The sequence below is a fragment of the Enterococcus sp. BWT-B8 genome (assembly GCF_020567625.1).
GTDB lineage: Bacteria > Bacillota > Bacilli > Lactobacillales > Enterococcaceae > Enterococcus_L.
Genome location: NZ_JAJDJV010000001.1, coordinates 232,314 through 246,302, shown reverse-complemented (window position 1 = coordinate 246,302; position 13,989 = coordinate 232,314). Strand labels below are relative to the sequence as shown.

At 34.6% G+C, this 13,989-nt stretch carries 11 protein-coding genes; 2 read left to right on the top strand and 9 right to left on the bottom strand.

Annotated features, from left to right (window positions below; translation table 11 throughout):
* Window positions 1-369 precede the first annotated feature (369 nt).
* The 4 genes from LI951_RS01135 to LI951_RS01115 all read right to left on the bottom strand — a co-directional run bounded on the left by LI951_RS01135 (window position 370) and on the right by LI951_RS01115 (window position 8,117).
* Entirely contained in the window at window positions 370-2,550 is a 2,181-nt protein-coding gene (locus tag LI951_RS01135) for a HelD family protein (protein ID WP_229441008.1), read from the bottom strand.
* Window positions 2,551-2,782: 232 nt separating this feature from the next.
* Window positions 2,783-5,173, bottom strand: a complete 2,391-nt coding sequence (locus tag LI951_RS01130; protein ID WP_229441007.1) for a hypothetical protein — start codon at window positions 5,171-5,173, stop codon at window positions 2,783-2,785.
* A gap of 1,145 nt (window positions 5,174-6,318) precedes the next feature.
* The gene (locus LI951_RS01120; protein ID WP_229441006.1) at window positions 6,319-7,302 is read right to left on the bottom strand and encodes an HD domain-containing protein; all 984 of its coding nucleotides are present in this window, start codon (window positions 7,300-7,302) and stop codon (window positions 6,319-6,321) included.
* Between the two features lie 35 nt (window positions 7,303-7,337).
* The gene (locus tag LI951_RS01115; protein ID WP_229441005.1) at window positions 7,338-8,117 is read right to left on the bottom strand and encodes an aminoglycoside phosphotransferase family protein; all 780 of its coding nucleotides are present in this window, start codon (window positions 8,115-8,117) and stop codon (window positions 7,338-7,340) included.
* Between the two features lie 246 nt (window positions 8,118-8,363).
* Between LI951_RS01115 and LI951_RS01110 the strand changes: the two genes are divergently transcribed.
* Window positions 8,364-8,765 carry an organic hydroperoxide resistance protein gene (locus LI951_RS01110; RefSeq protein ID WP_229441004.1) on the top strand — a complete coding sequence of 134 codons (402 nt, stop codon included), beginning with the start codon at window positions 8,364-8,366 and terminating at the stop codon, window positions 8,763-8,765.
* 91 nt (window positions 8,766-8,856) lie between these two features.
* Here LI951_RS01110 and LI951_RS01105 read toward each other — a convergent pair whose 3' ends face one another.
* The gene (locus tag LI951_RS01105; RefSeq protein WP_229441003.1) at window positions 8,857-9,699 is read right to left on the bottom strand and encodes a DUF4097 family beta strand repeat-containing protein; all 843 of its coding nucleotides are present in this window, start codon (window positions 9,697-9,699) and stop codon (window positions 8,857-8,859) included.
* Between the two features lie 560 nt (window positions 9,700-10,259).
* Between LI951_RS01105 and LI951_RS01100 the strand changes: the two genes are divergently transcribed.
* Entirely contained in the window at window positions 10,260-10,811 is a 552-nt protein-coding gene (locus tag LI951_RS01100) for a LysM peptidoglycan-binding domain-containing protein (protein ID WP_202069002.1), read from the top strand.
* A gap of 98 nt (window positions 10,812-10,909) precedes the next feature.
* Here the strand turns inward: LI951_RS01100 and LI951_RS15295 are convergent, their stop codons facing one another.
* From LI951_RS15295 to LI951_RS01085, 4 genes are all read right to left on the bottom strand, one after another.
* A complete protein-coding gene (locus LI951_RS15295) occupies window positions 10,910-11,074 on the bottom strand; it encodes a GNAT family N-acetyltransferase (RefSeq protein WP_420705903.1) in 165 nt (54 codons plus the stop codon).
* 107 nt (window positions 11,075-11,181) lie between these two features.
* Window positions 11,182-12,063 (bottom strand): SPL family radical SAM protein, encoded by an 882-nt coding sequence (locus LI951_RS01095; RefSeq protein ID WP_229441002.1) that lies wholly within the window; start codon window positions 12,061-12,063, stop codon window positions 11,182-11,184.
* A gap of 74 nt (window positions 12,064-12,137) precedes the next feature.
* On the bottom strand, window positions 12,138-12,638 hold the full coding sequence (locus LI951_RS01090; RefSeq protein WP_229441001.1) for a cysteine hydrolase family protein: 501 nt from the start codon (window positions 12,636-12,638) through the stop codon (window positions 12,138-12,140).
* 164 nt (window positions 12,639-12,802) lie between these two features.
* Window positions 12,803-13,669, bottom strand: a complete 867-nt coding sequence (locus tag LI951_RS01085; RefSeq protein ID WP_229441000.1) for a YitT family protein — start codon at window positions 13,667-13,669, stop codon at window positions 12,803-12,805.
* Window positions 13,670-13,989: the final 320 nt, after the last annotated feature.

Genomic DNA, 13,989 nt, shown 5'->3' with positions numbered 1-13,989 from the left:
TTTAAGAGAATTGATGTTATCTTCAATAATCGTTTTTGGGACAAACTTTCTCTAATCTTCTGCCCAGTATATTCTTGTTTACAAAATTCATATTATTCTTCCTCGTCAGCAAAGCTTATCTTTACGTAGGGACACATTGTTGGCTATTATTCATTATCTCTGCTTCCGAATCACGCTGTCGGCTCCGATTACGGACTCTTTTATTTAAAAATATTATACAGTAAAACAATTATAATACTTGTTTATTATTATTCCATAATCTCAGAAAAAGAAATACGATCTTCTGCTATTTTCAAGTAAGAAATAATAAAAATTAAAACCAGCGGAGTAATTTAATTTCCCAGCTGGTTTATTTGTATTCCATCAAATCTATTCACTAAATTCTGGGATAAAAGGACTTTTCTCCCCTTTATAAGTGATGAACAGCTTCTGCATGGCTCTTGATATGCTCGTATATAGAATCTTTTTATCTCGATCTGTGTGATAGTTGCTGCTTGAAACATCGTAAATCAGTACTTGATCAAATTCCAGTCCTTTAGATAGACTGATGGGCAGCACCTGAAATTGATTATTTCCTTCTGTAAAGTTTTTTTTCATGAGCCCAGCAACTTCTTTTGCCTCTGATTCTGATTTAGTAATAATCGTGAGGCTTCCAGATAACTCAGAAAAAATTCTTTCCAAGATACTGAGTAAGTCAGTTTGCTGAGTGAATTTAAACAGCTTTGGCTGATCTCCATCAGGTCGGATAGGAATAATTTCCATCTTCTCATCATTTGTAACCAGCTGTCTAAATGTTTTTGTAATTGCTCCGCTTGATCGATAGCTGCTCAATAAATTATACTGTTTTACATCCTGATTTTTCTCCTTGAATAGTCGGATAATATTAGTAAAATCAATGGATGAATTGAAAATCGCCTGATTCTCGTCGCCTACCATTGTAAATGCTGTATGAGGAAACAAATCAATTAACAAGGAAAGCTGAGCGGGAGTATAGTCTTGAACTTCATCAATTAATACAAAGTTCATTTTAGGCAGATTTATCTTTTCAATAAAGATTTGAGAGATCATCATCAGAATAACTGCTTCATCCAGCGACTTTTGATCAGCAGAAGAATAATCATTCTTTTCAGTATATGCCGAATAAATCAAATACAGCATTTTTTGATTGTCTATCCACTGAATCTGTTGAATAGCTTTGGTAATTCGCTGATATTTTTTTCTTAGCAGTGTTCTTCCATATCGAATAACACCCGCTTCGGAATCATCAGCAATAAGTTCCCCAAAGTATTTCTTTTGCACATCTTCTGTAAGAGATAAAATCTGGCTTTGTATTCGTTTGCTTTTAGCCTGAGTCGTAAGCTGGCTCTCCCAATAACTGCTTAATCGTTTTTTAGTTGCCTGCAGCTTATCTATCAACTGAGGATAATCAGGTGTAGAATGATAGATTTCTAGAATCTTTTCTTTGGTAATGATTACTTTGCCTTTAAATCGAATTTCTTTGAAGAAATCTAAATTTGAAAGCAGTAGTTCATCTGAACCTCTAAGATAATCTACAAACTTTTTTTCTCTTAAAATTTTTGTCTGTTCGTCAACCTTATTCTTATTGATTCTGGAAAAATATTGCTCCTCCTCTTCCAGATTTAAGGGGATATTACTATATTTCTGAACAAACTGAATCATCGTTAAATTCAAAGGATTTTTCTCCCCAAGAGAAGGCAGCACATCTGAAACATATTGAATAAATTGATGGTTTGGAGATAGAATTAGTATATCATCAGAGGTAATTTTTTTTTGCAGAAGATACAGTAAATAAGCGATTCTTTGCATAATCGTTGATGTTTTCCCGCTGCCGGCAATCCCATTTACTAATATAATTGGATTCTCCGTGTCCCTAATAATAACATTCTGTTCTTTTTGAATTGTCGAGGTAATATCTCTCATCAGGCTTTGTGAATCTCGTTCCAGCGCCTCCAACAAAATATCATCCTGAATGGCAATTGAGGTGTCAAAGAATTTAATCAGCCGATCCTCTTCAATAATGAATTGTCTACGATTATTAATAGATACATGAATGGAGTTCCCATTTGCAATGTATGTTGAACTACCCAGCTTATTATTATAAAAAAGTTCTGAAACTGGAGAACGCCAGTCATATATACGAATTTCTCCATCTTTATTAGTAAAATTACTGATGCCGATATAAAAATCCATTGCTGGCTCTTCATCTAAAAAATCAACATTTATTTTTCCAAAATAAGGTGAATCTAATAATGAGGTAACTTTTTTCAACTCTATTTCGGCAGTTTTTATACGAATGTTCATTTGATCGATTTCTCTGTTCTTCATTTCAAGCATAGCATAGGTCTCCAGATTATCTGATATATTATCATGATTTAAACGAACATCCTCGTCTATTGTCTGAAGTGCCGAACGTCCTTCTTCTGTTGATTTTTTAACTTTATTACTAAGCTCTTCATGAGATGCAGTCAATTCATCGTATACTTCCTTCAAATAATTCTCTTCCAGCTTTTGTTCATCTGACATAACCATTCCCCTTTTCAAAAGACACGTTAAATAAGTGTAACAAAATAATATAGCACAGTTTTCATGATTTAGCTAATAAATAAGTTAATACTTGGTGAATGGATGAAGGATTGATAGTTATTGATTTTCTAGGATATATCACTTTTCAGCATCTAATTGACAATTCAGGGTTGTATAAGAAAGTAAAAAACCGAGACGCCATTCAGTCCCGGTTCAATCGTTATAAGCAGTTAATTATTTACTCATGTGGTGTTTCCAAAGCAAGGATCTTCTCAAGATAAATGCTTAGCCAAAGATATCCAGAAAGTTTCTGCCAAACAGAATTTTTTATCTTTATAACGTTTTGATTGAATCTGGATTCCTTTTTACTTTCAGCATTCAATTGTGATAAAAATTCCGGAAGCTGCTGAACCTCTTTTAAGAAATCATTGAGCTTATATTTCTCAAACAGGTATGAATCAGGCTGTATACTAGTCCAGCGATATTCAATATAATTTGCATTCATAATTGCTTCCCGGTAGTCAGACTTATTCTTTTTCAACATTTTATTTGCACCTTGAAGTGTATAGGATTCCGCAAATAGATCTGTTGCCTTATCGTAATGATCTATCAGGGGATTAACTTGATTTCTATTGACTGAGAGTCTTTTCTTCTCAGCATTATTGATCTCTTTCATGACAGCTGTTTTTAATGCGCTGGGCTGACCTGGTTTCTCTGCAGATTTTTCGTTCTTTTCCGTTGAATTACTTTGGGACTGTGCCACAACCTTTTCAACAGCTGACTTAGTTTCAGGAGCAATAACGGATACTTTTATTTCTTCTTTTTTTACAGGCTCTGTTTTTGCTAGTTTCTGACTTTCAGCAACATTCCCCTCAGGTGCAGTATCAACTGTTTTTTGTTCCGTGTTTTTTGGTAATTCAGCATTAGGTTTTACTTTTTTAGGTTCTTCCTGCTTTTGTACTTCCACTTTAGCTTCTATTTTTTGTGGTTCATTGTGTTGGACTTGTTTCTTTTCAGGCTCTTCCCTCTTTGTTGCTTCTATCTTTCGCTCAGGCTTTTTCGTTTCTTCAACAGGAGCCTGGATGTCTATTTTTTCAATGTGTGGTTTGTTATTTGTATTTGATTGGTCGTTTAGAAGTAATGCTTTCATGTCTGCTTTTTGTTCTTTCAGAAGCTTATCTATGACCGTTACTGTTTTATTATGCTCGTCATTATACCTTGAAACAGAAGTGCCAATCTGGCTCATATTTTTCTGAATTTCGTGTATATTTTGTTCAAGCTGAGTTATCTTTTTATTTAGTTCTTCATGATTTTGTTCAATACCTGTATACAATGAAGACCATTCTGTTTTATTCTCTTTGATAGCATCCAGTAGATTAGTCATTTTGAGCTCACCATCAGTTGAAAGAAGAAGATTTTCAACAATTTTTGAAACCTTTTGACTCTCCTTCTGATAATCAAAAACTACTTTTGAAACAGACTCTTCTATATGATCCAATTTGGCAGACCGTTTGTTCACTTCATCAATTCGTTTTTCCAAATGAATGCTGTGCTCTTGAATCGTTGTTAAAATTGCGTTTGTCTGTCCTTCTCTTTCTCTGATCAGTTTTGTCAGTGCTGAAAAATGTTTCTCAAGCTCAGCAGATTCAATGGCATCTGCTGAAGAATCATTTGCTTCTGTTACAAGCAAGTTAACTTGTTGAATCCTCTTCTTAATTTCTCTTGTCTCTGTTGTCAGCTGCTCATTAAATTTTTTTTCTGTTTGCTGCAGTTCTTCACTAAGAATAAGATTATTTTCTTCTATTTCGCTTGATATCTGATCTTTAAAAAATGCAAGTTTTTCTTCATTATCATCTGCTGTTTCCGTATACGCATTAATCAGAGACTGTTTCAAGCCTTCATTCTGTATTCCCTGTGAAGAAATTACAGACTCCAGCTTTTCTAGTTTTTTCTTCAATTTGGAATAGTTTCCTTTATCCTTTTGAGAGAGTTGTCTTATTTCTGTTTGAATCAGTTCAACATTTGTTTCCTGAGACATCAACAAATCGTCACTTAAAATAGCGCTGCTTTTTTCTGTCTCATTTTTAATGTCAACTAACATTCTGGTCATTTCATTTGTTATCTCAGTTCGAAAACCATCTAATTGAGCATTAAGTTCTTTTCTTAACTCATGTTGGAAGCTTTTGATATTTGAGTTAACGGTTGAGACAAATGCCGCTTCGAGATCCTGCTTCATCTCCTCAACTTCCAATGCAAGATTTGGTGTCAAAGCAGGCTGATTTGTTGGAATAACAGCGGGTACAGCAGCCTGACTATTTTCTGAAGGCTGAAAAACAGTAATAAGCTCCTGTCTTAAATGCTCTAGCTCTCTATCATTTATTACGTGGATAAACGAACATTCAAGATTTAATTTCACCGAGTTATTTTCAAAAAATTCTATAAATCCATCATCAATTCGAACCGTACTATTTCTTTTCTGAAAGCTATTCAATCCTTTAGAAATAATTTGCTCTATTTTCTTGTCATCTTCTGTATAATTTGAAAAAGTTACTTCAAAATTTCTTTTTTTATTTTCAGATGAATTACTATTTAAATTCTTAATCAACTGTGCTTCTATATAAAAGCTCATAATTCATTTTCCTCCAAAATATTTACACAATTTTACTCAACCCATTTAAAGGATATCTTTAAATTAGAGATATTGCAATCCCTCTATTAACAGTAATTACCTTTTTTTTATTTAGATTAATTATAATAATCACCTTTTTACATAAAATGATAAAATAATAAAAATATATGAAAAAATAATTCAGAAAAATGGAAAAATTAACAAAAATTTCGTTCGATATTCTTGTTTTCGGGGTATAAACTCAAGATTTCCACTTGGATATTTAAATAGTTGATCAGAAGGAGCAGCACTCCAAAAATATGACAGTCCATTGTTCCGTTCTCCAATAAAAATAATTTCTTCTTTCCTCTTTAGGTAAAGTTCTGTTCGTATACCCCATACTTTTCTCGCTTGCTTTTATATTATTCAAAAGAAAACGGTTCTACAAAAATAGCCAGAACATCAATAAAAAAGATGCTCTGACTGTTTCTTATTTCGTTTCTTCACTAAACAACTACGCCCAGACTTCTTCAGCGATTGGGCAAATGAAACTTAGTTTCTCCCATTGCTTATCTTCTGCCAGGATATTTCCTTCTTCCGTTGAACTGGACTCAAATACAACCGATCTAAGCTGATATATTGCAGTGCCTCATGAATGCGATGTGCCTGATTTTGAAGTAATTAAGCTTAAAACAACCAGTTTTCCTCAGTTACTTTAGCCAGCAACTCAAATCCATCGGAACGGTCTGTATCATATTTTTGATAACAAGCATTTGATTTTTCACTCGTTAATATTTGGAAAATATTTTCTTATATAGCTGAAAACTTCGAAGTAAAATGCTGTTTTCATTTGAAGAACAAGGTATTGCTCTTTCTTTTTCATGAAGCAGCAAAAAGACCAGTAGATTTTGCTGAGATTTATCCAAGAGACAAGCTGGGTATATGTTTGGATATTTTTCTGAATTGCATCCACTGGCAAATTAGAAAATACTACTTATTTTTCCAAACACCTGTCAGCCATTCTTTCTTTACGGTACAAAACTAATTCTATTGAAATACACGCCCTTAATGATAACTGGCATATTGAGAGTGCTTTTGTAAAGAAACATCTTCTATCAGATTATTCGCCTGGTACGGAATCGTTTTTCAGCAACTTATTCTGTATTTTACTGTTGGATTTTCAAATAAAGTCCTTCTTCACCTCGCCGGATAGCCTTTTGGATTTGTCTTTTTGCCTGTATTGATTTTTCGGAGGTCGTGACTATCTCCTCTGAAACAAGTATAAATGGATCGACACTACGTGATTTGGTCTGATGAAAAATGTCGAAGTCTTCCCCTGCTCCGGTAATCTTTAAATCAGGCGGCTGTTGTAAAAAGTCAAGCAGGCATTTTATTTCCCAGCTATCAGCTGACTGTATTTTTTGAAGGAGTCCGTTATCTGTCAGAAGAAAATCTGATTCTGAAATTATTTCTTGGTTCATTGCGTAATGGATTACTTGTTTCAGCAAATAATTGCTGTAAATATTCAAGGGTTCATAAAAAAAATCAACAACAACTTTATTATACTGTTCAACAAACCATTCGCCCCAAATCAATTCATCTAAAACCATCTGTCCTTTCAACTGCTTTAAACTATTAAGAAATGAATGAATTTCATGAAGGGGAACATCATAATATCGATGAACTTCCCGAAGTGTATAGTCCACTCGATCCGCACATAATGCTGGAGCTGACTGCTCTAAAATTGCCCATTGCGTGTCATCCAGCAGCAGTTTTTTATAATCATACCCGTGGTTTTTTAAAATATTCGGAATGCCGCTTTTAGAAATGAAATCCAATTTAATCTCTTCATGGAAATTTTCTTCTTTTTTATCCAATACAAAATCAATGAGATGAGAAAATGCTGTATGCGAAACATCATGAAGAAGCCCAGCAATTTGCTCTTCCAATGATCCACCAAGTTTTTTAATCAGCAGCATCACACCAATTGAATGTTCATATCTTGTTTCGTTCCAGACTGGATTTAACAAATATGCCGGACCGGCCATATGAATTTCTTTTAAACGCTGCAGTTCTTTACTTTGAATTAAATCTATAAGGACCTGATCTTTGAGCTCATATTCACCATATAATTCATCGGAAATTTTCATAAAAAGCACTCCTTTTGACTGAACCAGTTTTTAGATTAAAATTTTGTATTTCTAATGCCGGAAATAATCCGCTTCTTGCGTTTATTAATCTGTTCAATATCTGTCAAGTACTTCTTTACATGACCGTCTTCTATGTTTTTTTGAAAATTGGGTGTTCCTTTACTTGCCTCCTTTTCCATAAAAGAGACCAAATTCAGCAACCTTTTAGTGATAGCCCCCGGCAGTTGCACCCGATCCTTTTCATCAAATCCATAGATATCAAGAAAAAGCTTTATTTTTCTAATTTTCTCACTCCAGCTAATCTCACCAGCCTGACCTCCATCTAATAGACACCAGCGGTAAACAGCATATGCAACATCCTCCATTTTTGAACCTGGATGAAGAGTATCGAAATCAATAATACCAAATGCTTTGTTATCAATTATAGTTACATTATACGGGGCAAAGTCACCGTGGCACATGATTTCTGCTTTATCACCTGATTTCAGCATCCATTTCTCCGATCCTGTTAAGTTATAAATATAATTTTTGCCTCTTTCATGAAAAATACTTAATAATTCAGCGGCAGAAATAATCATTTGATCTGTGAAAAAAATTTGTGGAAGCGGATCGTTGAATACTTCTCCTGGTACAAAAGAAACATACTCTGATGCTTCCGTCAATTTAAGTGGTCTTGGAACAGACTCAACCCCCTGCTTGTCCAGAAAACTCAAAAAATCATGTACCTCTTTTGACCAAGAATTCATCGGCCGTATGACAGCGTTCCCTTCTCTAAAAATTTGTCCTTCTCTTCCTCCCTGAAGTTCCTTTTTCATTGCGCTGCCTCCCTGCCAAGTCTATTTTCTGTTTATGTCTTGTATTTTCAATTTTTAGTTAAATGTATTTAAATGCTTCTCTGAAGTGTACTTTATTTATCGTATCAAACTATGCGGGAGAAAACTATCCATTTTTTTATATTATTCCTCCAGCTTTAAAATCCAAATATGACCCAATCAAATTAATTGAACAAAAAGACAACAAGCACTACAATTAAAAGTGTAAACATGAACGGAGGAAATAAGATGAAAAAAATGTATGAAACTGCCATGACCAATCATGGTGGAAGAGATGGTTACGTCGAAGCGCCAAACGGAACAATGCATATGAAAATTACACCTCCCGGTCTTCACGCAGAAGGAACAAATCCAGAGCAGCTGTTTGCTGCCGGCTATGCTTCTTGCTTTAACGGAGCATTGCAGCATGTTTTAAAAGAAGGAAACATTGAAGCTGACAGTACAGTAAAAGCCAGAGTTTCACTCTACGGAACGGATGATGGGGGCTATCAGATTGGTGTCATTATGGATGTGCATATTGAAGATCTGGATGAAGCGACAGCAAAAGAATATCTTGAAAAAGCACATGACTTTTGTCCATATTCAAAAGCAACCAGAGGCAACATTGAGGTTAAGCTGGAGCTGATTTAAAAATAACTGCACAAAAAAGAGAAGCTATCATTTTTATAACAGCTTCTCTTTTTTTAATCAGTCTGAAACCTCTGATGGCGGCACGACCTTGCTAATCCATCGAAAAATCTACTTTTATTTCACTGTTAGAAGTTTTAACGACTAACTCTTTATTTCCGGATGTTGTATTGCTAAGATTATTCTTGCCATTCGATGTTTTCGATTCAACACTAAAATCATTTTGTTTTCCTGCAATCGTCCCTTTAATTGAACCATTTGAACTTTTAATGCTTAAGTAGCTTTTTACCGAAAGTTCGTCAAAACTAATTTTTCCGTTACTTGTTTCGAATCTTCCGTCTGAAAATGATAGTTCCGATAAATCAATTTTTCCATTGGATGTTTTAAAGTCAATTTCTTTAGCATTGACGTCATCCAACTCTATCTTACTGTTACTTGTCTTGCCTTCTATTTTGTTTGCTGCTTGAATATCTTCCAGATGAATTTTTCCGTTTGAAGATTCAAGCTTGGCGTTGTTAGTACTTATATTTTCGACTGAAATTTTATTGTTGCTTGTCTTTACATTTAAAGAGCTTAACTGGCTTGAAGGAACTTCCACCATCACTTCAGCTCCTTTGCCAAAGTTAAAATTGAACCATGAAAAAATTGACCAGCCTTTCTTCGGTTCATTCTTTTTGATAACCAGTTTATTATTTTGGTCATCAATTGTGTAGGTTTCATTTTTATTCTCATAATAGGTGATTGTTACTGGTTGACTCTCATCCACTCCAACAACAGTAACAGGAATATTTTTATCCTCTATTTCCAGTACCTCTACCAGATTCTCACTTACATATTCTTTTTCATCATAAGATGAACGACCAAATCCCTGACATCCTGACAATAACAGAAAAGCACTTACTCCAATAATCGCCAATCGTGTTCTTTTCATATTCATTCTATTTTACCTCACATTCATTTTTTACTCATAATTTTAGTATAGCGAATTAATTGTTAGTAAGCATAAGTCCTGCGACGGATTTTTTATGGTACAAATGTCTGATTATTTTCTTTAATACGGAATCATTCATCCTACCATCTACAAATAAAACTCTTCTAAAAAATTTAGTAAAAATTCATATCTTTGCTTTCCAATTCTTTTAGTGCAGTCTGTATGCAAGCGTTCTTCAAGCTTTACCAGCTTCTTATAAAAATGATTGATCACAGTACTTCCCAGTCTATACACTTCTTTTGATTGAAATTGCTGAACAGGTTTGAAAGTATTTAGCGGAATGTACTTCTTTTAATTACATTAAAATCCTATTCTTTTCTTAGAAATATATTTCTATCAAATGTCAGGTATACCTGTTCTGCCATTCCTTTATGGATGCCCACTGGTTATAACACTCAAATAATTATTTTGTGATTTAATAACATAATTTTAACAAAAAACAGAAGTTATTTTTAAACAAATATGCTATACTTGCTAATGAAAATAAACAAAAGGGGTTTTTATCTATGGGAGAAAAGTACAGAAGTCGTGTATCAAGAAGAGATTCAGGGGCATCAGCATTACTGGTTATCCTTCTTCTTTTATTATTAATAAATACGCTGGGGTTAGGTTATCTGGCATACCAAACCTACCAGGCAAGCACTGAAAAAAGTTATTTTAACGAGCAAATTGTCCGTCTTGAAAAGGAGATTGATAAAATAGGCTCGGTCGCTTCAACTGCCAAGACAACCAACAGTTCAACTTCTTCAAGTGTTGCTGCCGAAACGAATACATCTGACTCACAGGAGACTGCACTGGGCGAAACAGTTCACTCTTCTACTCCGCCTGAAACTGGCATACCTGCTTCCGATGTAGATGTCGCAGAAGGACAAGAAACGGATCAGGTCCAAGATGTCATTGAAGTTGCTGAAGCTGAAGCAACTACGTATATCGTTCAGCCGGGAGATGCCCTATCATTGATTGCTGAACAGCACGGTTTAAGTTTGGAAGAAATTATGCTTAAAAATAATATGGTCGATACAACGGTTATTATTGGTGATGTTTTAACGGTCAAATAAAAGAAGCATGTCCAAAATCTGTTATTAAAGGGTTTTGGACATGTAGTATTCATCCATATAATTGTTATTTTGAAAAATTGCCTGTCTTTTAATGCCTTCTATTTCAAAACCAGCTTCCTATATAGATTTACTGCTGCCTGGCTTTCTGTTATAACAGTTAATACCAGCCGTCTAACTTTCCTTTTTTCAGCCCAACAATCAAGTTTTGAGAAAAATAGTGTGCCAAGCCCTTTTCTCTGTGCTGTTTTTAGCAAACCAATAATAACATAAGCAACATGTTTTATCTTTTCTATTGATGCTGCATCTGCAAGAAGACTCCAGCCCCCCTCTCTTCAATTTGTCTAACCTCTATAAGAGCTTATCTCCTTTTTTAGAATAATGTACTTTGTTCGGCTTCATAAGGCATCTGATAATTACTTATAATCTCAGCCATCTCATAAACGATACCAAGTTTAGTACATAGATTCTTAAAATTATCTACAAGTCTTTCATAGTTTTGGGCTGGGAAAAAGTAAGTTTCTTTATAGTTTCGTTGGTATTTCTCTGCCAATGCCGGTGACAATTTATGCAAGCTGGCTATATAATGGTCTTTTTGACGATCTCTTAATGTCATCCCAAACAACGGATAGATATAATCTGCCTGAACCTCATGGGCTTTATAGATTAAGTCTGCCATTAACTTCCAATTGTCTGTTATGTAAGGCAAAATCGGCATCATTAACAAACCACAGTATAGTCCATTTAGCTTACACTCTTCAATAGCTCTAAATCGTTCACTTGGTAATGACACATTTCTTTCAATTTTTCGTGCAAGCCCATCATGCGATGTACTGAATGAGAAGCCAAGATTTACAGGTGAATGACGTTGAATCTTTTTGAAACAATCAATATCTCTGGTGAGAAGGCTGCTCTTTGTGGCTAAAGATATGCCAAAGCCATGAATATCAATTAATTCAAGTACCTGTCTGGTTAAGTATTTCTTTTTTTCAAGCTGGTTATACGCATCTGACATGGCGCCAAAACCGATGACCGCCTTCTTACGTTTCCCCTGCAATTCTTGGTTTAAAAGCACCAAAGCATTTTCTTTGTAGGTTACTTGATCAAACTGTTCAATTTGATAACACTCACTTCTTGAATCACAATAAATACATCCATGATTACATCCACGATAAACATTCATGTTATAGTCTGTACCAAACCAGTCAGTATTTTTCGTTTTTGTCAAAATCTGCTTTGCCGTAATACCAGACATTAGTATTTCCTCCTTTTCATTCAGACAGAAATTTCTGCTTTAAGTTTACACCCTGTCTTAAGAATAGAATTTATTTACTCAGAAAAAAAAGTTAAAAACCGCAGATTCCAGATTGCTTCATGATGTTGTATAATCTCAGAAGCTGTCAACCTGCTGTTATTCAGCGTTGTTGTTAATCCTTTTTTCATAAAACAATTATATCCAAGCCCATGAGCCATTCGTATCGTTGTATCAACACAATATTCAGTTTGAGCACCGCAAATTTCCAGCTGAGTAACCCCCAATGTTTCCAGGAGTGAAGTTAAATTTGTATGAAAAAAGGAGTTGGCATGTGTCTTGGAAATATAGTAGTCTTTTTCTTCTGCATGCAGCTCAGGAAATAAATGCCAGGCATGAGAGCCTGGCATCAGCTCTTCATCTTCATGTTGGATGAAGATAATCGGCCGATTTTCTTTTCGATAAACAGCGATTCGATCATTTACTTCATTTAGAACTCTCTCCAGTTGAAAGAGCTTTTTTTCTGCAGATTCAAGACCTACCTGCAAATCAATAATTAAAAGTGCTTTTTTTTCCATGAAATAACCTGCTTCCTCTCTTTAGTTTACATAACAATATTATTGTATACTTAAAGTGGTATTTCAACTGTTACTCTCTCATTATACATAAACACTTATCAATAATAAAACAGTGCAGAAAAAACCTTCAGAGAGACTTCTCCAAAGATTTTCATAAATTTTTCTTATTCCATATACTCAAACATACGTTGCAGGCTGAAGCCTCTGCCAAAGACTTCACTTGCATTCATTGAAATGATAAATGCATGTTCATCAATCCGAAGCAGCTCCTCTTTTACTTTTGGAAAATCCTTTTCCTTGATAACTGTCATTAAGAGCATTCCTTCCTGTTCGTGATATCCGCCTTTTACAGGAATCATTGTCACACCTTTATCCAGCTCTTTCAATAATGTAAGTTTGATTTCTTCATATTTTGGAGAAACAATAAAAACATTCTTTGATCTTACTACTCCAACCTGAATCAAATCGATTACTCGACCAGTTAAGAAAAGACAGATCATTGAAAAAAGAATTCTATCCACATCGAATGCAAGAAGTCCAGCTAGAATAATGGAACCATCTACAATAGAAATGCAGAGTCCCAAAGGTACTTTCAGGTATTTATGAAGGATCTGTGCGGGAATTGCCGTACCGCCTGTAGAAGCATTCCCTCGAAAGACCAGTCCCAAACCAATCCCCACAGCTATCCCGCCATAGACAGCTGCCAAAAGTGCATTCTCAGTTAAAACAGGGATACCAGCTGTAGTACCCACAAAAAAAGGAAAAATTAAACTTCCGAAAACGGTCTTTAAGCCATTCTCTTTTCCTAAAAATATAAAACAAAGAATGAGCATTGGAATATTAATAGCATATAAGACCAATGCTGGATTAAAGCCAAATAAATGATTTAATACTATAGTAAGACCTGAAATACCTCCGGAAACAATTGACATAGGTAAAAGAATACTGTTAATTGCAAGTGCCAGAATAAATGATCCAATAATTACATATAATGTATCCTTTATGAAATTCTTTAGTATACTGTTTTTCATCTGCAAATTCCTCTCTGATTAATCCTCAGCTATACTACCATGTCTATGAGGATTTTGTAATGAATATGAGAAAAATTTTAATGAGGAGCATTTAAAAGTATATTAAGCTTTTAATCCTTTCATACTAAGTCAAGAGAAAGGAACCTGAGCAATATTTCGCCATAGATATCTTTAATCTCATTTGATCCCCGCTTTCTGTAAGACTTGAGGGACTCTATTTTGTTTTCGGCCAGTCACTTGTTTCCAGAACACAAGAAATAATTTCTTTCAAATAAATATCTAATCCGGTACAACAATCTAAAACACTACCATTCAATTTC

Bases quoted from the DNA above. Each gene is read 5' to 3' on its own strand.
- LI951_RS01095 (WP_229441002.1), bottom strand. From the start codon at position 12,063: ATGTCTGGTATTACGGCAAAGCAGATTTTGACAAAAACGAAAAATACT.
- LI951_RS01090 (WP_229441001.1), bottom strand. From the start codon at position 12,638: ATGGAAAAAAAAGCACTTTTAATTATTGATTTGCAGGTAGGTCTTGAA.
- LI951_RS01105 (WP_229441003.1), bottom strand. From the start codon at position 9,699: ATGAATATGAAAAGAACACGATTGGCGATTATTGGAGTAAGTGCTTTT.
- LI951_RS01100 (WP_202069002.1), top strand. From the start codon at position 10,260: ATGGGAGAAAAGTACAGAAGTCGTGTATCAAGAAGAGATTCAGGGGCA.
- LI951_RS01115 (WP_229441005.1), bottom strand. From the start codon at position 8,117: ATGAAAAAGGAACTTCAGGGAGGAAGAGAAGGACAAATTTTTAGAGAA.
- LI951_RS01085 (WP_229441000.1), bottom strand. From the start codon at position 13,669: ATGAAAAACAGTATACTAAAGAATTTCATAAAGGATACATTATATGTA.
- LI951_RS01130 (WP_229441007.1), bottom strand. From the start codon at position 5,173: ATGAGCTTTTATATAGAAGCACAGTTGATTAAGAATTTAAATAGTAAT.
- LI951_RS01135 (WP_229441008.1), bottom strand. From the start codon at position 2,550: ATGGTTATGTCAGATGAACAAAAGCTGGAAGAGAATTATTTGAAGGAA.
- LI951_RS01110 (WP_229441004.1), top strand. From the start codon at position 8,364: ATGAAAAAAATGTATGAAACTGCCATGACCAATCATGGTGGAAGAGAT.
- LI951_RS01120 (WP_229441006.1), bottom strand. From the start codon at position 7,302: ATGAAAATTTCCGATGAATTATATGGTGAATATGAGCTCAAAGATCAG.